This is a genomic window from Pseudoalteromonas sp. BSi20439 (assembly GCF_000241165.1).
Lineage (GTDB): Bacteria > Pseudomonadota > Gammaproteobacteria > Enterobacterales > Alteromonadaceae > Pseudoalteromonas.
The window spans coordinates 1-24,029 of sequence record NZ_BADW01000185.1; the positions used below are offsets into that span (position 1 = coordinate 1).

Annotated in this window: 18 protein-coding genes and 2 pseudogenes; 5 read left to right on the forward strand and 15 right to left on the reverse strand. The window is 41.0% G+C overall.

Annotation, left to right across the window (positions count from 1 at the left end):
• Positions 1-11: 11 nt before the first annotated feature.
• From P20439_RS14245 to P20439_RS14255, 3 genes and pseudogenes are all read right to left on the reverse strand, one after another.
• Positions 12-528: pseudogene (locus P20439_RS14245) on the reverse strand (DUF2489 domain-containing protein).
• A gap of 12 nt (positions 529-540) precedes the next feature.
• Positions 541-1,125, reverse strand: a complete 585-nt coding sequence (gene yihI, locus P20439_RS14250; protein WP_008467902.1) for a Der GTPase-activating protein YihI — start codon at positions 1,123-1,125, stop codon at positions 541-543.
• A 750-nt stretch (positions 1,126-1,875) separates the two neighbouring features.
• Positions 1,876-2,508, reverse strand: a complete 633-nt coding sequence (locus P20439_RS14255) for a cytochrome c (RefSeq protein WP_008112717.1) — start codon at positions 2,506-2,508, stop codon at positions 1,876-1,878.
• 281 nt (positions 2,509-2,789) lie between these two features.
• Between P20439_RS14255 and yihA the strand changes: the two genes are divergently transcribed.
• Positions 2,790-3,431, forward strand: a complete 642-nt coding sequence (yihA, locus tag P20439_RS14260) for a ribosome biogenesis GTP-binding protein YihA/YsxC (protein ID WP_008112719.1) — start codon at positions 2,790-2,792, stop codon at positions 3,429-3,431.
• On the opposite strand, the gene P20439_RS14265 is transcribed toward yihA, so the two are convergent.
• The 3 genes from P20439_RS14265 to polA form a co-directional block, all read right to left on the reverse strand.
• On the reverse strand, positions 3,432-3,950 hold the full coding sequence (locus P20439_RS14265; RefSeq protein WP_008467906.1) for a DUF1285 domain-containing protein: 519 nt from the start codon (positions 3,948-3,950) through the stop codon (positions 3,432-3,434). It abuts the gene before it with no gap.
• Entirely contained in the window at positions 3,947-4,534 is a 588-nt protein-coding gene (locus P20439_RS14270; RefSeq protein ID WP_008467909.1) for a YceI family protein, read from the reverse strand. Before P20439_RS14270 ends, P20439_RS14265 begins: the two co-directional genes overlap by 4 nt.
• A 494-nt stretch (positions 4,535-5,028) precedes the next feature.
• Positions 5,029-7,764: a DNA polymerase I gene (gene polA, locus P20439_RS14275; protein ID WP_008467914.1), complete on the reverse strand. Its 2,736-nt coding sequence runs from the start codon at positions 7,762-7,764 to the stop codon at positions 5,029-5,031.
• 508 nt (positions 7,765-8,272) lie between these two features.
• On the opposite strand from polA, the gene elbB reads away from it, so the two are divergent.
• From elbB to P20439_RS14290, 3 genes and pseudogenes are all read left to right on the forward strand, one after another.
• Entirely contained in the window at positions 8,273-8,920 is a 648-nt protein-coding gene (elbB, locus tag P20439_RS14280; RefSeq protein WP_010390362.1) for an isoprenoid biosynthesis glyoxalase ElbB, read from the forward strand.
• Positions 8,921-9,124: 204 nt separating this feature from the next.
• The gene (locus tag P20439_RS14285; RefSeq protein ID WP_008467917.1) at positions 9,125-9,517 is read left to right on the forward strand and encodes a cytochrome c5 family protein; all 393 of its coding nucleotides are present in this window, start codon (positions 9,125-9,127) and stop codon (positions 9,515-9,517) included.
• Between the two features lie 177 nt (positions 9,518-9,694).
• Positions 9,695-12,258: pseudogene (locus P20439_RS14290) on the forward strand (diguanylate cyclase domain-containing protein).
• Positions 12,259-12,271: 13 nt separating this feature from the next.
• On the opposite strand, the gene rep reads toward P20439_RS14290, so the two are convergent.
• Positions 12,272-14,290 carry a DNA helicase Rep gene (gene rep, locus P20439_RS14295; RefSeq protein WP_008467923.1) on the reverse strand — a complete coding sequence of 673 codons (2,019 nt, stop codon included), beginning with the start codon at positions 14,288-14,290 and terminating at the stop codon, positions 12,272-12,274.
• Positions 14,291-14,403: 113 nt separating this feature from the next.
• On the opposite strand from rep, the gene P20439_RS14300 reads away from it, so the two are divergent.
• Entirely contained in the window at positions 14,404-14,667 is a 264-nt protein-coding gene (locus P20439_RS14300; protein ID WP_008112735.1) for an accessory factor UbiK family protein, read from the forward strand.
• 48 nt (positions 14,668-14,715) lie between these two features.
• Here P20439_RS14300 and P20439_RS14305 read toward each other — a convergent pair whose 3' ends face one another.
• From P20439_RS14305 to ilvG, 8 genes are all read right to left on the reverse strand, one after another.
• Positions 14,716-15,360 carry an NADH dehydrogenase gene (locus P20439_RS14305; RefSeq protein ID WP_008467926.1) on the reverse strand — a complete coding sequence of 215 codons (645 nt, stop codon included), beginning with the start codon at positions 15,358-15,360 and terminating at the stop codon, positions 14,716-14,718.
• A 1-nt stretch (position 15,361) separates the two neighbouring features.
• Positions 15,362-16,027 carry a carbonate dehydratase gene (gene can, locus P20439_RS14310; protein ID WP_008112739.1) on the reverse strand — a complete coding sequence of 222 codons (666 nt, stop codon included), beginning with the start codon at positions 16,025-16,027 and terminating at the stop codon, positions 15,362-15,364.
• Between the two features lie 10 nt (positions 16,028-16,037).
• Entirely contained in the window at positions 16,038-17,225 is a 1,188-nt protein-coding gene (locus P20439_RS14315; protein WP_008112740.1) for a methyltransferase, read from the reverse strand.
• Between the two features lie 107 nt (positions 17,226-17,332).
• Positions 17,333-18,316 carry an ABC transporter substrate-binding protein gene (locus tag P20439_RS14320; protein ID WP_036934250.1) on the reverse strand — a complete coding sequence of 328 codons (984 nt, stop codon included), beginning with the start codon at positions 18,314-18,316 and terminating at the stop codon, positions 17,333-17,335.
• 144 nt (positions 18,317-18,460) lie between these two features.
• Positions 18,461-20,014 (reverse strand): threonine ammonia-lyase, biosynthetic, encoded by a 1,554-nt coding sequence (gene ilvA / locus P20439_RS14325; protein WP_008467932.1) that lies wholly within the window; start codon positions 20,012-20,014, stop codon positions 18,461-18,463.
• 2 nt (positions 20,015-20,016) lie between these two features.
• A complete protein-coding gene (ilvD, locus tag P20439_RS14330; protein WP_010390349.1) occupies positions 20,017-21,873 on the reverse strand; it encodes a dihydroxy-acid dehydratase in 1,857 nt (618 codons plus the stop codon).
• Between the two features lie 101 nt (positions 21,874-21,974).
• Positions 21,975-22,217 carry an acetolactate synthase 2 small subunit gene (gene ilvM, locus P20439_RS14335; RefSeq protein WP_008112745.1) on the reverse strand — a complete coding sequence of 81 codons (243 nt, stop codon included), beginning with the start codon at positions 22,215-22,217 and terminating at the stop codon, positions 21,975-21,977.
• Positions 22,214-23,863 carry an acetolactate synthase 2 catalytic subunit gene (gene ilvG / locus P20439_RS14340; RefSeq protein ID WP_008467936.1) on the reverse strand — a complete coding sequence of 550 codons (1,650 nt, stop codon included), beginning with the start codon at positions 23,861-23,863 and terminating at the stop codon, positions 22,214-22,216. Before ilvG ends, ilvM begins: the two co-directional genes overlap by 4 nt.
• Positions 23,864-24,029 lie beyond the last annotated feature (166 nt).

The following is a 24,029-nucleotide window of genomic DNA, read 5'->3' on the forward strand; positions in this document are numbered from 1 at the left end:
ATGCTGTAAAATTAATTAAAAACTACGTTTTTCGCTGCCTTGTGCTGCTTTAAACTCAATAATGATTTTTTCACAGTCGGCTTTAATTTCGTCACTCAGTGATTCTTCCGCACGCCAACGAGCGGTATCTTGCTTAAAAATCTCTTTTTTAGCGTATTTTTTTCGCGAATCGTGAGTTGGCATTTCTTTTACCACGTCGTACATTTTATAAATGCCTGGGTACGCAGTTGTTAAGTCGCGCTCAGTATCAAAACTATATTGCGACATCAGCACCCAAATACGTAAACAGCCCTCAGAGTAATCACACTGCTTTTCGTTCATCGCACGTGCAATTAAATGAATACTATCGGCTAGCTTTGCATTACGTTTTAAACGCGACTGCTTAAGCTTTTGCTGTTGCTCTGCCTGCTGTTTGCTAATTAGCTTTTTTTGCACATTTAGCTTGTAGAGCAACTGACCCGCATAAAATGCTAAGCCCGCTATAATAGCAGCACCTACAACTAAGGCTAAGATCACTGCTGTACTCATTATGTATCCTTATTACTTATCTTCGTCGTCATCTAGCCATTCATTAGCTAGATCGTTTGATAGGTATTGATCAAAATCTGAACTGCTTTCTTCATCACTGAAGTCATCTTCTAACTCTTCTTCATCTTCAATGCCTAATAACTTACACAGTACTTGGTGACGCGCTATACGGCTATTAAAGTATTTTGCATCTTTACCCGTTAGCATTTCACCTTGCTCATGACGCTCAACTAATTTAAGCAAGCGCTCATCGTTTTCAAGCGCTTCTAGCTCTTGCTCAGGCGTTAACTCAGGCTCAATCGCCTTTTTAAGCTCTGCTACAGGTTTAAGATTACGTTTCATTTCGACTTTTGGTTCAGCGGCTGGGGCAACTAATGGTACTGCTTTTTTACTACCAACACGCTTGTCTTTAGCAGCCGAACCTGTTTTTTGAGTGTCATTACTCAATGCATCAGGTGCATTACGTGAACCTGGCTTAGCGCCTTTGGTTTTCTTTACACGTTGCTCTTTCAATGCGCGCATCTCTTTAAGCTTATCTTGGCTTAAACGAACTGGCCCATTTGATGGAATTTTACGTGACTTTTTCTTTCTACTCATATCTTGATCGTCTCACCTAAGAGGTTTTGAGCGAGGCGCAACTCAATGGGCATCGCGATGCTGGCCTAGCCAGAAGAATTCGGTTTGCGTTTTAGAGGTTGGGCTTCTCTATATACGCCAAAGCATATTTAGATGCTTTTTTTAAACGGGGGGTATTGTAACAGGACAAATAAAAAGGCGGTAGAGAAAACATCTCTACCGCCTGCTAATCTGAGCGCCATTATATGGACACTTCTCCCTTCGACTTTTTAGTCTTTATTATTTTTATTATTATTTATCTATCCGTATTTTTATTATTTATCTTCCGTGTAGCATTCCATTTTGTTTTTATTATTAAACTTCCATGCGTTTTTTTATTATTTTCGGTCTTTCCTGACACTTTATTGTTATTTCCTTTAGTAGCACTCTCAATGTGCTATTTAGTCGTGCCGCGCTACTATCCTTATAACGTTTTCCTATTTGTTATTGTTGTTGCGACAGGGCTTAATTTACTCGTTAATAATTTTGTTACAACTAATTTATATCTTTTTTCTTAAGCTAAACATAAGGAAAAAGGCTAAAATATATAAATTACAGCAGGTTAACTTAAATAAAAAAAATAAAATGAGACTTTTCTTACACCAAAGCATGGTCAATGTCTTACAAGTGAGGGGGCTTTATCGGTCATAGCAGAAACAAAAAAAGCAGCTAAAGCTGCTTTTTGTCTAATTAACATTGTATTATGTTAACAATATCTAAATAAATACGACTTTAGTGTAGACCACCAAGGTATTTAGATAATGTTTCAATGTCTTTATCAGTTAGTTTCTTAGCAATGTCTTGCATAACACCGTTTAGGTCGTTATTACGAGTACCATCTCTGAACTGTTCAAGTTGTGACTTGATGTATTCTGGATGTTGAAAAGAAATTTTTGGGAATTTAGCTAATGAAGATCCATTACCACGTGGACCATGACAAGCCGCACATGATGGAATTCCGCGTTCAGCGTCACCCGCTTTGTATAACATGGCGCCTGTTTCTTGAACATCTTTAGGTGTAGCACCTTCTGACATATTCAAAGAAGCAAAGTAAGCAGACAAGTCTTTCATATCTTGATCGCTCAATGGCATTGCCATACCGCTCATTACTGGATTCATACGACCTTCTTTACCGCCTGAGGTCATACCTAATTTAAATTCAGTAAGTTGCTTGTATATGTAATCTGCGTGTTGGCCTGCAATTTTTGGGTAGATGTTAACCGGCGCATTACCGTCTGGGCCGTGACAAGCCGCACACGTTGCTGATTTTTCTTTACCTGCGTTTACATCGCCATCAAATGCTGTTGCGTTGCTTGCTGACAACGCACCAAGCAATATAGTTAAAGATAGTGCTATTTTTTTCATGGTGAATTCTCTGTTTCCGACCCTGTATCATCTACAATATGGATGTTGTGATTTTTATATTCTACACGATATTAAATTCTCTGGCACGTTTTCTACACACATTAAACCTATAAATTATAGGGTTTTGAGTAAAATTAATCGCTAAGCCAGTTAAAATGTACCATCAGCAACGGTTTTACATGCTCAAATACACTTTTTAATAGCTACTTTATAGTATAAAATACGCGCCACGGGTGAATTTGGTTTACCCAATGTTATTTTTTTTAGTTTTAGGAGAGCCTGTGCTCAAATCTCGTATCAAGTATAACACTGCGTCTTTTGTTACAAGCGCGCCAGACATCACTAAATTACCTGCTGATACGGGAATTGAAGTCGCGTTTGCCGGTCGCTCTAATGCAGGTAAGTCAAGTGCGCTTAATGCCCTTACCGATCAAAAGTTAGCACGTACTAGTAAAACACCTGGCCGTACTCAGCTGATCAACACATTTGAACTTGCCGATGTCGATGACATGCGCCTAATTGACTTACCAGGTTATGGCTTTGCGAAAGTGCCAATTGAAATGAAAAAGAAATGGCAAAAGTCGCTAGGCGAATACCTACAAAAACGTCAAAGCTTAAAAGGTATTGTGGTGTTAATGGACATTCGTCACCCATTAAAAGATTTAGACCGCGATTTAATTAATTGGGCTGTAGGTAGTGAAATTCCAGTATTGGCACTATTAACTAAAGCAGATAAGCTCAAGCAAGGTCCACGTAAATCACAGGTACTTAGTGTTCGTCGTGAATTGAGTGAATTAGATGGCGATATAACAGTTCATGCATTTTCATCACTTAAAGGCACAGGCTTACCAGAAGTCGCTAAAAAGTTAGATGAGTGGTACTTAGGCCCTATCGTAGCTATTCCACCCGCCGACGCAGAGTAATTACCCTAAATAAAACCGCTCATTCGCGGAAGTAATAAAATAGCCGAGCTCATCTGTTTCGGCTATTTCAGCCCACTGATAAAACACATTTCTGGCAATTCGTGCAAAGCAGCCATGGGGTAATTGCATATAAGGCACTGCACCGCCTTTGTAGTCATTGATATAAAGTGGCTCTGCATGACTTAATAACCAGGTACGTTGTAGGTTATCAATACAACAAATAACATCGCCGTCAGAGGTCGACTCACGATGCCAACTTACAATAATAAATGGCGCATCCTTAACCTCAATCGCAATTTTCTCTACTGGCGTTTTTAAATAAAACTGCCCATCTTCGCGACACAACACACTAGCAAACAGCTTTACCATAGCCTGGCGGGTAATTTCACTACCCGCATAAAACCATTTGCCTTGCTCATCAACCAACAGTGGCAATTGCCCGCAATGAGCAGGCTGCCATTGTTCAAAAGGTTTGCTTGGCTCGCTTAGTTGCTTGCTAAGTTCGTTAAGTGAAATCACTGTTTTTTAAAGGTCAGTGCAAACGTAACCGGTACTGCAGTGGCAATAGAAGGTAAGCCGGCTAATTTTTGTAACTGCATTATCCCTTCGGTAACTTTAAAGTCATCGCTATTAATAATAATAGGCGTGAATGATGCTACGCTTAAATCACCGTTTGCCGCACTACTAACAAGTACATCAACTGCAAGTGGCTTTTTATGACCGTGAAAGTCTAGCTCGGCGCTAACACCTTTTAATACGTACTGCCCAGGCTGCTTAATAAGTGACACTTTATCAGATAAGTCAGCGGTTAATACTGCATTTGCAAAAGTGTCAGATTCAAACAAAATCTTGCTGAGGCGCTCGTTACGAATAGGAATAAACGTTTCAGCTGAGGTTAAATCAACGTTTACGCTAAACTGGCCTTGTTCACTCAGTTGGCCTGTTAACTGAGTAAAATGGCTTGCCTCAGCAATGCTATTTTTTTTAATTGAGACAAAACTTAATTGGCTTTTGTCGTTGAGTAGCTGCCAGTTTGCCGATGCAACACTTGAAACTAGTAAACATGATAAAGATAAACCTGCTATGGCTAACGTTTTAAACATAATGCACTCCTAAAATAAAAGATTTATACCCGAAAAAATAATACTTTGATCAGTCAAATTGAAAATCACTAGTACGCTGAGGTAAAAAGAAAACGCCCAGTAAACTGATGGTATCACTTGAAACGCTAAGTGCAATTAGAGAATAAATTTTACGCTTTGGAGTAAAGCTAAAAAAACGGCCCATCAAATATATGATAGGCCGATATAGCAAACTGGGGAGAAGCTATCAATACGTTGCATCTTACGATGCATCATCAACAGGATGTCCTACAGGATGAGGACGGGCGGCACTTTACCAAAAGCAAGCGTAAAAATACAAGCATATTATCGATATTCGAAGCGAATTGACGAACCTCTAACGATTTAATACAAACTGCTGTTTAATTTAACTTTTTTTAACCTGCAAGCTAAAAGAAAAGCGCCTATTGGCGCTTTTAAATAATTCTTTTTAACTGTTGTGTTTACCTAAGACAAGGCATCCTTGGCATACCAAATTAGTGCGCTTGTTCCCAGTTATCACCTTCGTCAGCTTCAACTATAAGTGGTACATCTAGCTGTGCCGCTTGTGACATCAGCTCACAAATTTGCTGAGTGTATTGCTCAGTGCACTCTGTTTTAATCTCAAATACCAATTCATCGTGTACCTGCATAAGTAGCTTAACCGTATTAGGCGCTTGCTGGTTAACCCATGCATGTACTGTTAACATGGCTTTTTTAATAATATCGGCAGCAGTGCCTTGCATAGGGGCATTAATTGCTGCGCGCTCAGCGCCTTTGCGGCGTGCTCCATTGCGGGCATTTATTTCTGGTAAATGTAAGCGGCGGCCAAAAATAGTTTCTACGTAACCATTTTCTGCTGCTTTTTCACGGGTCGTTTCCATGTATTCTAAAACACCTGGGAAACGCTCAAAATATTTATCAATATAATGCTGCGCTTCATGGCGTGGTACATCAAGTTGACGTGCCAGACCAAATGCCGACATGCCATAAATTAAGCCAAAGTTAACGGCTTTAGCTTTACGGCGCATATCAGATGTAACCTCTTCAAGCTCAACTCCAAATACCTCAGCAGCTGTAGCGCTATGCACATCTAAGCCATTTGCAAAGGCGTTGAGCAACCCTTTATCTTGTGAAAGATGCGCCATAATACGCAGCTCTATTTGGCTGTAATCGGCCGCCACAATTTTATATCCATCAGCAGCAATAAAGGCTTCACGAATACGGCGCCCTTCTTCTGAACGAATAGGAATATTTTGTAGGTTAGGATCGCTTGAACTTAATCGACCCGTTGCTGTTACCGCTTGATGATAAGAAGTATGCACACGCTTGGTTTGCTCATTCACGATCAGTGGCAATTTATCTGTGTAAGTTGATTTAAGCTTAGATAAACCGCGATGCTCAATAATCACTTTAGGCAATGGGTAATCGTGTGCTAATTCTTGCAGTACTTCTTCTGCTGTAGAAGGCGCGCCTTTGGGTGTTTTTTTGATAACGGGCAATTCTAGTTTTTCAAATAACAGTACTTGTAATTGCTTTGGCGAGCTTAAGTTAAACGGTTCGCCTGCGATTTCAAACGCTTCTTTTTCAAGCTCAAGTAATCGTTCACCTAAACGTTGGCTATGCGTGGCCAACATGTTGCTGTCGATAGCAACACCGGTGCGCTCAATGTCAGAAATAACGCTTACTAGTGGCATTTCTATATTTTCAAACACCGATTTAAGCTTTTCATCCGCTTCAAGTTTCGGCCATAGTACTTGGTGTAAACGCAAAGTAATATCGGCATCTTCTGCGGCATAAGGCGCCGCTTTTTCAAGTTCGATTTGATTGAACGTGAGCTGCTTTTTACCTTTACCAGCAATGTCTTCAAAGCTAATATTTTTGTGGCCTAAATATTTAAGTGCTAATGAGTCCATATCATGACGAGTACCTACGCTGTTAAAAACATAAGACTCCAACATAGTATCAAACTTAATACCATTTAATTCATAGCCAGCATTGGCAAGCACACTTTTATCATATTTTAAATTTTGACCAACTTTAGCTTTATTTTCGTCAGCTAATATTGGCCCAAGCTTTTGCATCACAAATTCAAGGCTTAGCTGTTCAGGCGCACCTGGGTAATCATGTGCAACCGGTAAGTAGGCGGCTTCCCCTGCTTTTACTGCGAAACTCATCCCTACCAACTGCGCTTTCATATACTCTAAACTGGTTGTTTCAGTATCAAAAGCAAATAGCTCAGCTTCATTGAGCTGCTCTATCAATGTATTAAATTGGGCCTCAGTTAAAATCGTTTCATAGTGCGCATCTTCAACTTTTGGCAACTCATTCTCTTGGGTTGGAACCGCTAAATGTGTGTCAGCATCTTTTGGATTGTCTAGTAATTCAGCTAACCAGCGACGGAATTCACACTCACCGTATAAGGCAATTAATTCGTCTTTATTCGGTGTTTGCAATTTAAAAGTATCAAGATCAGATTCAACCTCCACATCACACTTAATAGTGGCAAGTTCATAGCTTAATGGTAAATGATCAATCGCTTTTGCAAGCTTTTCACCTATTTTACCTTTGATATCAGCAGCATTATCAATTACGCCCTGAAGCGATCCGTACTTTTGTAACCATTTAACCGCAGTTTTAGGCCCGCACCCTTCAACACCAGGAATATTATCTACTTTATCGCCCATTAAGGCTAAATAATCGATAATAAGCTCAGGTCCAACACCAAACTTTTCAACCACAGTGTCGGGATCTGAAATACTGTCGGTCATGGTATTGATCAAAGTAACATGCTCATTAACCAACTGCGCCATATCTTTATCGCCAGTTGATACTAATACATGGCGTTGTTGCTCAGAAGCAATGCGCGCAAATGTACCAATCACGTCATCGGCTTCTACACCTTCAATACTAATTAATGGAAAGCCCATCGCTTTAATAATGCTATGTAGCGGCGCTATTTGGGTACGCAGATCATCAGGCATTGGCGGACGATTCGCTTTATACTCGCTGTACATGTCATTTCTAAAAGTTTTACCTTTGGCATCAAACACCACCACCATATGTGAGGGATCGTATTGTTTGATCAAACTTTTCAACATGTTTACCACGCCATAAATGGCGCCAGTGGCTTCACCTTTAGAATTAGTTAAATGAGGTGGAGAATGATAAGCACGAAACAAATATGAAGAGCCATCAACAAGAATAAGCGGGTTTTCGGGGATCTGAGCCATGGTAAAATTGGATCCTAAATACAAAAAAGTAATATAAGTATAAGCATGCCATAAGGCAGTAAATAAAACGACTGTGAATTAATGTGATTAAGGGCGCTACATTTTTAGCAACTTGTGGATAACTATGTAGATAACACCCACAAACTATCCATCCGAAACATAGCAAAATGCTTAGATTAGTTTGTAATTTATTGTTTTGTTTAAAAAAGATAATTCGAGGTTCTTTTTTATTATTTTTTTATCAATGTGGAAAAGGCATTTAAACCGTTACTGGTGTTGTAACCCACTTTGATTATTTACGTCCATTTAAATAACTGGATGAGCATTCTAGCATAATGGATCAAAGATCATAGCGATCCTTTATAATTTTTTTACCCTTACTAGTTATCAAATGGCATATAGCGCATAACAACTTACTTTGCGGCTAAAAAACCAGCAAATAAATTTTTAGATAGGCTGATTCGTCGTGTTAAACTTTATTAAAATGACTTCAATGGAGCAAAATAATATGAAAAATATAGCGGTAATTTTAGCAGGTTGTGGCGTATTTGATGGCAGTGAAATTAATGAAGTAGTGCTTACTTTATTACACATTGAAAAAAACAACGCGAAATATCAGTGTTTTGCACCCGATATTACGCAGTACCATACTCTTAATCACATTACTGGTGAAGAAATGGCAGAGTCGCGTAATGTATTAGTGGAATCGGCTCGAATCACCCGTGGCAATATAAAGTCACTCGCTGAATTAGACATTACACAATTTGACGCTTTAATTATTCCTGGCGGCTTTGGTGTAGCTAAAAACTTATCTGACTTTGCTATTAATGGCACTAACGCGAAAGTAAATGACGAAGTACTGAGCGCTTGTAAAGCATTTGCAAAAGCAAATAAAGCCACCGGTTATATGTGTATTGCACCCGCTTTATTGCCATTCATTTATAATAAACCACAGCTCACTATTGGTAATGATAGCGACACGGCCGATGCTTTAACCACATTAGGCGCTGAGCATATTGAGTGTAAAGTGGATGATATTGTTATTGATAAAAATAATAAGCTGGTTACAACACCTGCTTATATGTTGGCACAATCAATTATGGATGCCGATGCAGGAATCGAAAAACTAGTACGTAACGTATTGGCCATTAGCTAATTATTAGGGTTCTGATCGCATTTAGATGTCTAATGATCCCGTTTTATTTAGGTAATTTATTGAGTTAGGACAATCATTAGTCGTATTTATAAATAAAATCGACTCTGAGCATTTTATAAATCACTGAGTGGAGTTATAATTGTTCTAAATTCCGTCATTTAAAATCGTGATTGATCACGTTCAAATTGAAGTGGGCAAGGCAAAATGAAAAAACTATCAGCTGCAGCATTACTTGTGCTAGCAACCACCGCATACGCACAGCCATATGATAACTCTATGACTGAAGATGCAATTAAAAAACGTTTAGCGCCTATTGGTGCTGTTTACCTTGAAGGTGAGAAAGTAGCGGTTGCTGCACCTACAGGTCCTCGTTCAGGCGAGCAAGTATATCAAGCAGCCTGTTTTGCTTGTCATGGCACTGGTGCTTTAGGTGCTCCTAAATCAGCTGACGATTGGGCACCGCGCCTTGCTAAAGGTAGTGACACCTTATTAGACCATGCGATCAATGGTTTTAATGCAATGCCACCGCGTGGTACGTGTATGGATTGTTCTGATGATGAAATAAGCGCAGCAATCGATTTTATGACTGCTAACTAAAATTAGCTAGCGCAAAAAGTTTTAAATAAAAGGCTTACTCTTTAGTAAGCCTTTTTTGTTCCTAATTCCCGACTTTTCGCTGCACAATTAAGAAAAATATCTACTTGACGCAAAATGTTAAAAGTGGAACTATAATGATTAATAACTATACAAAAAATTATAACTGGTTAAACATCATTGGAAGATAAACTCACTGTACCTAATAGCGTAGTGCGCCAAAACAAACGATTAAAAGCACTGTTAAAAAAGTACAAACATGCCTACCACCTCCACAATGCCCTGATACAATTATCAGAGCAAGCAAGTACTGTTGCCGAGCTAACCTTACTCTACCCTGCTATTCATGACATTTTACAAAAGTATGTTCCGAGTAAAAGCTTTTATGTTGTACTGGTTGACCCCCAATCACAACAGTTAGAATTATCTTATTTTTCTGATGAAAAAGATGGCATTGCAGTACCACTTAATCGAGATAATAATTTTGAAGAAGGCGCAACGGGTTATGTCTTCAAGCAAGGAAAAACCACTTACTTTACCAAACAGCAAATGCATGATGCTGCCCAGCAAGGCTTATTTAAAGCATTGGGTACACCTGCAGAACACTGGGTAGGCGTTCCGGTTTATCAAGAAAGAAACATTATTGGTGTGTTAGCCGCGCAAAGTTACGACACACAACAAGGTTATAGTTCGCAACAAATAAACCTGCTTGAGGCCATGTCACTCTATTTAGCCACCGCAATTGAACGGGTTAAAAAACGAGAGTTACTCGAATCAGAAGTAAAATTAAGAACCCGAGCATTAACGCAAAGTAATGACGCATTAAACATTGAAATACAACAGCGTAAAAGTGCCCTGCAACGCCAACAGATATTATTTAAAATTTCAGAGCTGACAACCCAAGCTAAAAATTTAGATGATGCTTATTTTCAAATACACGAAATAATAAAAACCATTACTTACGCGAAAAACCTTTATATTGCCTTGTATGATAAGGAATCAGGTTGGATCAGTTTTCCCTACAGTGTTGATGAATTTCAAGGCAGCACTCAACCACGGCGCTTTGCAAAAGGCTACAGTGAACTGGTGATAAGCACCGAAGAAACACAAATAATTCATCCGCAAAGAGCACAAGAGTTATTAAATAGTGGCATTGTAGAGCGTGAAAAACCAATTGATGAATCGAAAAGAGCCACCAGCTGGCTAGGCGCTCCACTAAAAACTTCGCAAGGCGTTATAGGGTTAATTGTTTGCCAAGCTTATAATAATGAACACCTTTTTACACATGATGATGCAGAACTGATCACCTTTGTATCGCATCAAATTGCCACGGTATTACAAACAAAATTAGCTTCACAGGCACTAAAAAAGAGCCACGAAGAACTTGCCTCACGAGTTAATGAAAAAACTAAAGAATTGAGCCAAGCAAATTTACATTTGCAAATGCAAATAGATGAACGTAAAAAATAGAACAACAGCTTTATCACGATGCTCACCATGACTCACTAACAGGCTTACCAAATCGGAATTTATTTTTAACTCAACTAGAAAAAACCCTACAGTATTATCAACGCCATAGCGATGAACACTTTGCAGTGCTGTTTATTGATCTTGATAAGTTTAAAGATATTAATGATCAACTCGGGCATCATGCCGGCGATGAGTTTTTAATTAGTGTTAGTAAATTATTCTCACAATGTATTCGTGATCATGACTTATTAGCTCGTCTAGGCGGAGATGAGTTTGTAGTATTACTAACCCATTTAACTGAGCCAAATCAGGCAGAAGATGTTGCCAATCGCATTATAAAAATTATGCAAAAGCCGTTTTGTACTAAAGGCGTGTGTGTACAAAGTGGCGCCAGTATTGGGATAACCTATTCAAAGCAAAGCTATAAACATACCGATGAAATCATTCGCGACGCCGATGCTGCTATGTATTATGCTAAAAATTCAGGTAAAAACCGCTTTGAGTTATTTCATCCACTGCTCACTGAGCCTATGTTGCAACATGAGTCACAAACATTGCATCATCTTGATGTATTACCTATGACGTTTCGTAGCTCAGATATTATAACCTTAGATGAGCATTATCAGAGTGCATCGTTATTAGAGGCTTTTGGTGAACACCCAGTCCTTGGCTTTACCAGTTTTGATATTTTAAAGAAATTTGCTAATGATAAAGAACAGCATGCCAAAGTTGAACTACAACTCATTCAACAAGCTTATCAACAAGCACAAAATGCAGAAATAGCCGTTGCGCTATTGCCTTGCTCAAGCTTACTGTTAGAAGAGCATGAGTTTTCTTTACTAAAAGCAACACTAAAACAGTCGGTAAACAATGAACAGCTTTGCTTGTTATTTGATGAGCAGGAGCTGCGTTATGCCAGTGCACAGCAATTAGAGAACTTAAAACAGCTTAAGAAACTCGGTTATTCGATTGGCTTAAACAATTTCGCAAAAGACAAATGCGAGCTTAATTTGGTGACTGAAATAGAGTGTGATTATTTACTGCTTAGCTCCACCTTCAGTAAACGAGTATTACAACAAGAAAGCTACGATTTGCAGTTGCAGGGGGTGCTCGCTATTACTAAGCTTAAACAGATAAAAGTGATTGCTAAAGGCCCATCAATATTAAACTTTAGAGCCCTTTTAGATAAACACGGTCTAAACCTATTCGTTGCTAAACAGCACCCACTAACCAGCGCTATACCAGCTACACTTAAAAATTCAGAATTAAAATAACACTAAACATATATTATTGTGGCTTTTTCAGCATTGCTCTTAAGTTGGCAACCCGAGCTTGGCCTTTTTCCATCCGTTCAGCTTGGGTGTTAGGCGCTTTTTTGTTTTCAAAGGCTAAGTCATCTTGCGGTAACTCTTGCACAAATCGACTGAGCTCTGTTTGTGATGTTTCACCAAACTGGCGACGAATTTTAGCATAGGTTAAGGTGAGCTCTTGCTGCGCACGGGTAATACCTACATAGGCAAGGCGGCGCTCTTCATCCACATTATCTTCATCAATGCTTACTTGGTGTGGTAACAATCCTTCTTCCATACCGACCATAAATACATAGGGGTACTCGAGTCCTTTTGAGGCATGCAGCGTAAGTAATTGCACGGCATCAGCTTCATCTTCTTCTTCGTTTCGCTCAAGCATATCGCGCAGGGTCAACTTACTAACCACTTCAGCCAGTGTCATTGGCGGATTATCGGCATCGCCTGTTAACATGTCTGTTATCCAGCGATACAGCTCGGACACATTTTTCATCCGCATTTCGGCGGCTTTGGCACTTGGCGATGATTCATACAAGTAAGCTTCGTAATTAATATTACGCACTAAATCTTTAACCGCCTCCAGTGTATCACTGCGCACTGCGTTATCTGAAAGCTCAACCACCCACCTAGCAAACCCTGATAATGCATTTAAACCACGGCCTTTTAATCTATACCCTAAGTCATTATCAAAGCAGGTCGCAAACAAGCTTTGGTGTTTTTCATTAGCTAAGGTGCCGAGCTTTTCAAGCGTAACTGTACCTATTTCACGACGTGGGGTATTCACAATTCTTAAAAAAGCATTGTCATCTTCTTGATTCACCAGAAGACGTAAGTAAGCCATGATATCTTTAATTTCAGAACGTGAAAAAAACGACATCCCGCCACTAATTTTATACGGGATACGGTTACTCATTAACGACTTTTCAAAACCACGCGCTTGGTGGTTACCTCGGTACAAAATGGCGTAATCTTTATAGCTGGTACGTTTCATAAATTTATGAGAAATAATTTCTGCAACCACACGTTCTGATTCATGTTCTTCATCGCGACAACCAATGACTTTAATTTGCTCACCATAGCCCAACTCACTAAACAGCTTCTTTTCAAACTCATGGGGGTTATTTGCAATTAAGATATTGGCTGCTTTAAGAATGCGCCCTGCACTACGGTAGTTTTGTTCTAGTTTTATTAATCGAAGCCCAGGGTAATCTTTACTTAATAACACCAAGTTTTGTGGACGAGCACCACGCCAAGAGTAAATTGACTGATCGTCATCTCCCACCACAGTAAAGCGTGCTCGTTCGCCTACTAGTAATTTCACTAATTGATATTGACTGGTATTGGTATCTTGATATTCATCTACCAGTAAATAGCGAAAGCGCTGTTGCCAACGCTCACGTGATGTAGCATTACTGCTTAAAAGCAGTGTGGGGATCATAATTAAATCATCAAAATCCAGCGCGTTATACGCTCTTAATTGATTTTGATAACGCGCATAAAGCTGAGCAAACAATGCCTTTTGCGGCTCTCTGGCTTCGCGAATAGCTCGCTCTGGTAAAATGAGTTCATTCTTCCAGCTACCAATTTGCATTTTTAGCAGGTTCAATAGGTCTTTGTCTTTTTTAAGCTCGTCTTCGGTTAAATCAGCAAGTAATTGATTCGTATCTTGGTCATCAAACAGCGAAAAACCAGGCTTAAAACCCAGTGTTTTTAACTCTTTTTTGATGATTTCAAGCCCAAGCGTATGAAAGGTAGACACCCATAAACCTTTAGACTCTTGTTTGCCTAAGGTTTGCAAAACCCGCTCGCGCATTTCTTTAGCCGCTTTATTGGTAAAGGTAACCGCCGCAATATTACGCGCTTGATACTCACATTTCTGTACTAAGTACGCAATTTTGTTGGTGATAACTCGTGTTTTACCCGAGCCTGCGCCGGCTAATACTAAGCAAGGACCACTAATGTACTTTACCGCTTCATCTTGTTTAGGATTGAGTTTCATAACGACCAGCTGATTGCAAAAAGACGGGCAATTTTAACGTAATCACTACAATACGCCTAGCCAATAAGGTAATATTAGTTATTATCATTTTAGGCAACAGGCAAGGGACGACTATGATTAACCCAGCAAAACTTGAAGAAATTGCGAAACAGATCACTAATAACATGCCACAAGGCGTAAAAAACCTGGCTGACACACTTGAAGGTAAAACCAAGCAAGTGTTACAAAATAAGCTTGCCGAAATGGACTTTGTAAGCCGTGAAGAGTTTGATATTCAAAGCCAAGTGCTGATCCGCACCCGTGAAAAGCTAACTGAATTAGAAGCAAAAGTAGCGATACTTGAACAGCAATTATCAGCAAAAACAGACGCTGAATAATAAATATAACGCCATAGACGAACCTGCTTTATGGCGCTAATCACTCAGTTATTCAAATAGCTCGTCCAGCACATAGTAACCCGTTGCTTGTTGCTGCTCTATACTTACCCTCAGCAATTTATTAGCTACTTGCTCACCGGTAATGGGTCTATACCGTTTGAGGATGCCAAAACGCATCAGCAGTGGAAGTACCACCTCACCGAGCTTTTCTGCAATTCTAAGCTCTGAACGCTCGCCGACTAATAAAGACGGTTGCAAAATACTCAAGCGTGCAAAGCCAAGCTGCTTTACCTGCTGCTCAAGCTCCCCTTTTATTTTTAGGTAACGGCTCATACTATGTGCATTTGCGCCACTTGACGATACCAAACAATAATGCGGAACAGCGTTATTGGCCGCCATTTGCGCGCAAATAAATTGGTATTCAAAATCAACTTTACGTTGTGCAGCCACACTACCCGCTTGCTTTAATGTGGTCCCTAAGCAAGAAAAGAACACGTCACCTTTGAACAATTCAACATAATGCGTCAAATTTTCAAAATCAATAACATGGCTAATTAATTTAGGGTGGGAAAAGTCTAATTGGCGGCGCGATAAACTCACTACCTTTGAATAGCAAGGAGATGCTAACAGCTGTTGTAATAACTGGCTGCCAACTAAGCCGGTACTGCCGATTATTAGCGCCGTTTTAGCCATATTAAAGGTGACTGTCCGCAGATTTATTTAGTACATGGTGTACTGCTTTTTTATAGCTTTCACACTCTTCTTCGGCGCAACTAACTACCGATTCTAAGTCATGCAAATGACCATTTTCTAAGCCATATACCCAACCATGCACCGTGAGTTCCTGGCCTCTTAACCATGCATCTTGAACAATGCTGGTTCGTGATACGTTACGCACTTGCTCAATCACATTGAGTTCTATTAAACGATCCAGGCGTTGTTTTTCTGGCAGAGCATTAAGTTGCTCTAGGTGTTTTTCTTTTACATCACCAACGTGGCGGAGCCAGTTATCAATAAAGCCAAAACGGTCCTCGTTTAGTACCGCTTGCACGCCACCGCAACCGTAGTGGCCAACAACCATAATATGTTTTACTTTTAATACTTCGACCGCGTACTGCATAACCGATAAACAATTATGATCGGTGTGAACGACTACGTTGGCAACATTACGGTGCACAAACAGCTCACCCGGCAGTAAATCAACAATTTGATTAGCTGGCACCCGTGAGTCAGAGCAACCAATCCATAAGTATTCTGGGTTTTGCTGCATCGATAAAATTTTAAAAAATTCAGGGTTCGCTTCGCTCGTTCTTGATGCCCAGCGTTTATTATTTTCTAGTAAGTTATTTAAATTTCTCATTACATCTCTTTTAGGTCGAGGGCGTTTTTAAACTGGCTAAAATTAAAATATTACGGGGTGTTAATTGCTTCTCACAAAATGTATTAACACTGACGTCATAGCCTTGCTGCTGCAAATATAAAGCACGATCGAGCACAAGCCAAACTTCTATTGCTCTTCTAAACACATGTCGAACCAGTTCAACTCGCTCTGTTACTTTTTTTCGCGCCTGCCCAATCAATAAAAACTTATTGTAATCAATATCTTTTGGTAGCTTTAAAGCTTTTTTATCAGCTGCCCAGTTACAAAACGCTGCAAACGAATCTGAAAATATCGCTTTATTTACTGAAGGAACGCTGACATACACTGACTCACCAGTAAGTGACTTTCTTAAGGCATCAAATCCAAGTCGCCACTCCACTTCTGTTTTTCGCACTTTACCTACTCGCGAAGGAGCTGTAACCGTTTCTTGCAGGGCGAGCTTTAAATCTCTGTGGGTTAAATTAAGCCTGCTTTGCTGAGCGTACTCGCTCATCACTAGGTAATTATTATCAGTAAATAAATGATAGCAACAAGGTGAAAAGCTAATTTGTGGTACTTTTGCCGCACTAGCTTGATACATAAACGTTTGGTGTAACGCGCCGCAGGCATGTAAAGCGACGGCATGAGTGTGTGGGTTGAAAAAATCCTGAGTATTATCTTTGAGGACATCGGCTTGGCTAAATTGCATTGCCAGTCCCTGCTGCTGAGCACTTTTTTGCCCTTGTTCACACAAATGAGATTGTAGCTCAACGCTGTGGACACTTTGCGCACCATTAAAAGCTAACATTCGTCCTAAATGGCCTTTACCTGCACACCACTCCAATACAGGCTGGCTACTAGCGGGTAATGCGCCAACAAAGTCTTGTAACTGAGTAAACTTTCGACCTTTAATACCATTACTGATCCAAAACGGGTATTCCTTTCGACTGTTGGGAATGGCAGGTAATGACACTAATCGGCTAAGTTGCTCAACAGCGGGAATATAAGATGAAAAAAACTGATAAAGCTGCTCTTGATCAGAGTCTAACTCGGCAACTGCCTGGTCAGATAAAGCGCTTAAGGGTGCATGTAATTCAGGCCAAGGTAAGACGTCAAAATCAAACGCAGTGCATTGCCAATACGAGCGAGTATTCATTAGCAACGAGTCGAGGGCAGAAAATTGCTCAGTTAAGGTCATAACAGCTTAGGATATAAAAAAGACAATTAATTATACCAGCACAATAGCGCCTATTTAAGCGGTTATTTTTTTACCTAGTAGAGCAAGGGAATAGAGTAAGTAATCCACTAGCGCGATTTAAACATTAAACGTAAATAGAGGGGGATAGAAATAATGCTTATTATAATGGCCGCAATCAGCATCCAAGAAAGCTGCAGCGTTTCTTGTTTTTTATATTTATAAATAAAATCAGCTTTTACTTCATCAAACTTTGTTTGATCAACCTCATATAAATCAGCAATTAAACGCCATTTGGCCATCGACATATTACCCACATTAGTACTCGGTGGAGCAATATAGTCTTTCAGTACCTCTGCCTCATATGCCAGTTGATGGAAGCTGCGATCAGGCGCATAAAACTGCTGGGTAATAGCAATGGCTTCATCCATATTCATTACCGCGTAGCGCCACCCTTTTAAACTTGCTTGATAAAACTTTTCTACCGTATCGGGGTGATACTTAACCATACTATCGCTGGTAAATAAAATATCCGCGTATACATCCATCCCATAACGTTGTGGACATATAAGTCTATGAGCAACCCCTTGCTGATCCATATGATAAGGTAGGTCGGTAACATACACTTCTATGGCATCTAATTTATTTTCCATCCATGCTTGTTGTAATTCATCGCCTTTGTAAACAGCCAGTTTTTCGGTATCAATACCACTGCGCTTAAGCATAGTTAGTAACTCAGAATTACTCTCTTTGCTGACTTCACTTACACGCTTGTTAATAAAATCACGAGCATGAAAAATATCTGAAGTTTCTTTTACCATCCAACAGTAAGGAGAAAACTGTAATATGGCAGCCATGGCTACAAAGGGTTCACCGGCAATACGGCGTTCTAATATACCTGAATGTGCTACACCAAATTGCGCCTCTCCTCGCTCTACCGCACCAAAACTATTTGGCCGTTTTGGATCGGCAGGAACTATATTGACGTCTAAACCGGCCTCATTATAAAAGCCTTTTTGTTTGGCCATGTAATAGCCAGCAAATTGAAATTGGTGCGTCCACTTTAATTGTAACGTGACTGATTCCTGCGCCATTAACTGGCTACAAAAAAAGCAGATGCTAATTATTATTCCTTTAAGTAGCAAAGCAGGCTTCCATAAACATGATAATTAATTATAACTATATGTAAAACAGCTAATAAAGCAAGCATCGGGATAAGATGCTTGCTTAGGATAGAGTTAGGCTAGAGCGATTTTTTCAAGCTTTTCTGCTTGAGGTTGGGTAGTTAAAAACTGAGTAAAACAAGGGTTGTGAGTTTCATCTTGAACACTGTAACCTAGCCGATTTAAGTGCTCATTAAACATCTCATATTGGCTTGGTTCAATAGCAAAGCCTGCTAATACATTCCCCATTGACCCGCCATGATTGCGGTAGTGAAATAAAGTGATATTCCAGTTACTACCCAGCGTATCTAAAAAGCGCGCTAATGCGCCCGGGTACTCAGGAAACTCAAACCGCAGTAAGCGTTCATGTAACTGCTCTGGGGCTTTACCACCAACCATATAGCGTACATGTAGCTTTGCTAATTCGTTATCTGACAAATCGCAAAAGGTATATTTGTTATCTGTTAGACTTTGTTTAAGCTCTTCAAGTTCTGCTAACCCTTGACGCAGTGCAATACCAACAAAAATTTGCGCCTCGCCAGGCCCCGCATAACGATAGTTAAACTCGGTAATAGCACGCCCACCTAAAGATGCACAAAACTGTTTAAAACTACCGCGTTTTTCATCAATGGTCACGGCTAATAAAGCTTCGTTTTTCTCACCCAGCGCAGTGCGTTCAGCCACATAGCGTAAGCGGTCAAAATTTAAGTTAGCTCCTGATAAAATAGCAGCTAAATTCAACCCTTTTAATCCTGATTGTTGGCTCCATTTTTTAAGCCCTGCAGTTGCAAGTGCCCCTGAAGGCTCTGCAATAGCTCGGGTTGACACAAAAATATCTTGCATGGCTGCACATATTTCATCGTCTGATACGGTGACTACTTCATCGCAAAACTTTTGTGCCAATCTAAATGTTTCGCTACCAATTATTTTTACGGCAACACCATCGGCAAAGCTGCCAACCCGATCTAGCTCTACCGGCTCGCCTGCTGCTAAAGCAGCTTTTAAGCAGGCGCTTTCATTCGCCTCGACCCCTATTACTTTGATATCGGGGCGCAGCGATTTAATGTATACCGCCATACCTGCCAGCAAGCCGCCGCCGCCAACAGGAATAAACACCACATCTAAATCGTTAAGCTGTTGCATTAATTCACGGGCAACCGTACCTTGACCAACAATCACATCAGGGTCATCAAATGGCGGCACAAATACACCGTTTCGCTGCTCAGTTAATTCCAGCGCATACGCCTTTGCGGCATCAAATTGATGGCCATGCAATACGACTTCACCACCCAATGCTCTTACCGCATTAACCTTTATTTCAGGTGTGGTCACGGGCATCACAATGGTGGCTTTATGTCCTAAGTATGAGGCACTTAGTGCCACACCCTGAGCATGGTTACCTGCAGATGCGGTGATCACAACCGAGCCTTTTGGCAGCTTATTTAATTTATTAAAAGCGCCGCGTAATTTAAACGAGTACACGGGCTGCTGATCTTCACGTTTTAACCAAACATGATTACCTAATCGTGCACTCAATTCGGCCATTTCACTTACCTCAGTCACCTTGGCTAAAGGCTCCATATTGGCTTGGATAATCGCGCGAAAATAATCGAGTTCTTGAGAAACCATAACTAGCTAAGCTCCTCCAGTTTGGCTAAATCGCGAACCGCACCTTTATCTGCGCTGGTTGCAAGTAGCGCATACGCTTTAAGCGCAGATGATACATAACGATCACGATTAAGCGGTTTATACGCTTGTTTACCACGAGCCAGTTGTTTTTGCTTGCGAGCTTCAAGCTCTTCATCGCTTAACGCCAGCGTAATTTCTCGGGTGGCAATATCGATGATAATTTTATCGCCGTTTTCAACGTAAGCAATTGCGCCACCGCTGGCAGCTTCTGGCGATACATGCCCAATCGATAAACCCGACGTGCCACCTGAAAAACGCCCATCAGTAATTAATGCACACTGCTCTGCCAAACCTTTTGATTTTAAATAGCTAGTTGGGTATAGCATTTCTTGCATACCAGGGCCGCCTTTAGGCCCTTCGTAGCGAATAACCACCACATCGCCGGCTTTTACCTCGCCATTTAAAATCCCTTCTACAGAATCATCTTGTGACTCATACACAACCGCAGTACCTTCAAAGTGCAGCATTTCATCGACAACCCCCGCACTTTTAACAATACAGCCATCAACCGCTAAGTTACCGGCAAGTACCGCCAGGCCGCCATCTTGACGAAATGCATGTTCAACACTGCGGATACAGCCGTTTTCACGGTCGTTGTCACCCTCATCCCAACGACAATCTTGGCTCATTGCTTTGGTGGTACGAATACCAGCGGGGCCTGCACGGTAAAACTTTTGCGCAGCTTCGTTGTTCGGATCGGTTGCATCCCATTTTTTAACCAGTTCACCCATTGTCATACCCGCTACGTGGTTTACAGATAAATCAACTAACCCTGCCTTTCCAAGCTCGCGAACTATCGCCATCATGCCACCAGCACGGTGTACGTCTTCAATGTGGTATTGCGCTGTAGCTGGAGCAACTTTACATAAAAACGGGGTTTTACGTGAAAGCTCATCAATGTGTGACATATCAAAATCAACGCCGGCTTCTTGTGCTGCTGCGAGTAGATGCAATACCGTATTTGATGAACCGCCCATAGCAATATCAACCACCATAGAGTTCATAAATGCGGTTTTATTAGCGATAGCACGAGGCAGTACGTCTTGATTATCTTTTTGGTAGTACTCACGGCATAAATCAACAATGCGCGCCCCCGCTTCAACATACAGTTGTTTGCGGTCTTTATGGGTCGCAAGCGTGGTCCCATTACCTGGAAGCGCAAGGCCAATTGCTTCTAGTAAACAGTTCATAGAGTTGGCGGTAAACATCCCTGAACACGACCCACAAGTAGGACATGCAGAACGCTCAACTTGCTCAGAGTCGGCATCACTTACCGATTCATCAGCGCCTTTAACCATAGCATCAACCAAATCGAGCTTAATATCGATATTCGCTAATTTGGTTTTACCTGCTTCCATTGGGCCGCCCGATACAAAAATAACGGGTATATTTAAACGCAGCGCCGCTAACATCATTCCAGGGGTGATTTTGTCGCAGTTAGAAATACAAATCATCGCATCGGCACAATGGCCGTTCACCATATACTCTACTGAGTCGGCAATTAAATCGCGCGATGGCAGTGAATAAAGCATACCGCCGTGACCCATGGCAATACCGTCATCGATAGCAATGGTATTAAATTCTTTTGGTACACCACCGGCCTGAGTAATGGTTTCAGCCATCAGTTCACTAAGCTGATTAAGATGCACGTGCCCCGGTACAAATTGCGTAAATGAGTTCACAACAGCAATAATTGGCTTACCAAAGTCGGTATCAGTCATGCCTGTTGCACGCCATAATGCTCTTGCGCCTGCGCGTTTACGCCCTTCAGTGGTAGTTGCACTTCTTAATTTAGCCATAGTTACCTCAGTGTTTGCCGCAATTAATGCGGGCATTCCTCATTCTAAAAATTGATGAATAACCAAATAATCGGTTATTCGTAAAATTCGTTAAATTTATTTTATACAGCCTGTTGCTGTAAGCTTTGTAGCGTCACATGTTTCACATCAACCAATTTATTTAACTGGCTAGTAAGCAAGTAAATTGGTTTATCACTATCAACCGTCATTGCCATATTATATTGACCATCGTCCATATTGAGCTGTAAGTGAGTCAAGTCAAAACCACGATGACGCACCACACGTAAAAAGCGCTCGATTGCGACACTTTGACTTTTTAAGGCAATAGTTAAGTTGTGTTTCATTGTGCTTTCTCCGTCATCATTTCATCGTTGGCAGCTCCAGGCGGAACAAGTGGCCATACGTTTTCTTTATCATCGATACAAGCATGAACAATATAGGGTCCATCGCTATTTAATAAGGCAGTGATTGCATCATCCACTTGGTTGGCATGGGTAATAGTTTGCCCAGGAATGCCAAACACAGCAGCAAGTTGTACAAAGTCAGGGTTGTCTGATAGGTTAGTTTCGCTGTAACGCCCTTCAAAAAATAGTTCTTGCCATTGGCGCACCATTCCTAAGCGCTGGTTATCAAGTATCAGTATTTTTACTGGTAAATTATTACGGCGAATAGTGGCAAGCTCTTGAATGTTCATCATGATTGAACCATCGCCTGAAACGGTGATCACAAAGTCATCTTTACGCGCTATCTGTGCACCTATAGCCGCGGGTAAACCAAATCCCATAGTGCCTGCACCACCACTGCTCAAATGGTTGCAAGGGTGGCTAAACTTCATGTGCTGAGCTACCCACATTTGGTGCTGGCCTACATCACAACACACCACACTAGTGCTTGGCATACGCTGGCTAAGTTGATTAAGTAAGTAAGGAGCAAATACTTTTTCACCAGGGTAGTCGTAGCGCCACGCGTGCTTGACCTTCATTTGTTTACTATGATCGCACCACGCTTTTGGTGTAACCACGCACTCAAGTGCAGGGAGAGAAGTTTTTAAATCAGCAATTAATGACGCTTTTACGGGTTTACGTTTTCCGACCTCGGCTGCATCTATGTCTAAATGAATTACGTTTGCTTTTGCAGCAAACTTAGCTAAATTGCCCGTTACACGGTCATCAAAGCGTGCGCCAATACACACTAAGACATCACATTCTTGCACCGCTAAATTAGCCGCTTGACCGCCATGCATACCTAGCATGCCTAAATCATATTCGTAATCAGGTAATACACTACCCAATGCTTTAAGGGTTGAAACCGCTGGCATTTGCGTTTTATTTAAAAATTGCATTAACTGCGCTTGCGCATTAGCGGCATGGACCCCGCCACCAACATAAGCAACAGGCTGTTTGGCTTCACTGAGTAATTGGTTAGCAATAGCAACTTGATTTAGATCTAGTTGAGGCAAATATTCATCTACCGCTAACCAAGGTTTAAAAGGTACTTGCGCCATTTGAATGTCTTTGGGGATATCAACCAAAACAGGGCCTGGTCGACCGCTTTGCGCTAAATGCATCGCCTCTTGTAATATTTCGGCTAAATCTTCTGCTCGCTCAACCATATAACTGTGTTTTGTGCATGAAAGCGACATACCCAACACGTCTATTTCTTGAAAGGCGTCAGAACCAATAGCTGCGGTTGGTACTTGCCCGGTGATGGCAAGTAAAGGCACTGAGTCCATCATGGCATCAGCCAATGCGGTAATTAAGTTAGTAGCACCCGGGCCTGATGTTGCTAAACATACACCTAAGCGGCCAGTACTGCGTGCATAACCTACAGCTGCAAACCCTGCGCCTTGTTCATGGCGAGTGAGGTAATGTTTTACAGGCGCACCATACAAGGCATCGTAGATGGGCATAATAGCACCACCTGGGTAGCCAAATACTTCATCTACGCCGTGCTTGGCGAGTAAATCAATTGTTAGTTCTGCGCCTGTCATTAGTAAATCCTCATTCCTGTGTGACAACCCGTTAAAATTTAATCTTAAAACTAAAAAGCCCCCCGGACGGTTAAGTGCGGAGGGCTTTTCAATGCTTAGTTTTTTAAAGCACTACGAAGCCCTCGCGGGAATAATCACCACGATAATAATCAGGACTAGGTTAAGT

Bases quoted from the DNA above. Each gene is read 5' to 3' on its own strand.
- ilvG (WP_008467936.1), bottom strand. From the start codon at position 23,863: ATGACAGGCGCAGAACTAACAATTGATTTACTCGCCAAGCACGGCGTA.
- rep (WP_008467923.1), bottom strand. From the start codon at position 14,290: ATGAAACTCAATCCTAAACAAGATGAAGCGGTAAAGTACATTAGTGGT.
- P20439_RS14315 (WP_008112740.1), bottom strand. From the start codon at position 17,225: ATGACCTTAACTGAGCAATTTTCTGCCCTCGACTCGTTGCTAATGAAT.
- ilvM (WP_008112745.1), bottom strand. From the start codon at position 22,217: ATGAAACACAACTTAACTATTGCCTTAAAAAGTCAAAGTGTCGCAATC.
- P20439_RS14300 (WP_008112735.1), top strand. From the start codon at position 14,404: ATGATTAACCCAGCAAAACTTGAAGAAATTGCGAAACAGATCACTAAT.
- yihI (WP_008467902.1), bottom strand. From the start codon at position 1,125: ATGAGTAGAAAGAAAAAGTCACGTAAAATTCCATCAAATGGGCCAGTT.
- P20439_RS14305 (WP_008467926.1), bottom strand. From the start codon at position 15,360: ATGGCTAAAACGGCGCTAATAATCGGCAGTACCGGCTTAGTTGGCAGC.
- P20439_RS14285 (WP_008467917.1), top strand. From the start codon at position 9,125: ATGAAAAAACTATCAGCTGCAGCATTACTTGTGCTAGCAACCACCGCA.
- elbB (WP_010390362.1), top strand. From the start codon at position 8,273: ATGAAAAATATAGCGGTAATTTTAGCAGGTTGTGGCGTATTTGATGGC.
- polA (WP_008467914.1), bottom strand. From the start codon at position 7,764: ATGGCTCAGATCCCCGAAAACCCGCTTATTCTTGTTGATGGCTCTTCA.
- ilvD (WP_010390349.1), bottom strand. From the start codon at position 21,873: ATGGCTAAATTAAGAAGTGCAACTACCACTGAAGGGCGTAAACGCGCA.
- P20439_RS14320 (WP_036934250.1), bottom strand. From the start codon at position 18,316: ATGGCGCAGGAATCAGTCACGTTACAATTAAAGTGGACGCACCAATTT.
- P20439_RS14270 (WP_008467909.1), bottom strand. From the start codon at position 4,534: ATGTTTAAAACGTTAGCCATAGCAGGTTTATCTTTATCATGTTTACTA.
- can (WP_008112739.1), bottom strand. From the start codon at position 16,027: ATGAGAAATTTAAATAACTTACTAGAAAATAATAAACGCTGGGCATCA.
- ilvA (WP_008467932.1), bottom strand. From the start codon at position 20,014: ATGGTTTCTCAAGAACTCGATTATTTTCGCGCGATTATCCAAGCCAAT.
- P20439_RS14255 (WP_008112717.1), bottom strand. From the start codon at position 2,508: ATGAAAAAAATAGCACTATCTTTAACTATATTGCTTGGTGCGTTGTCA.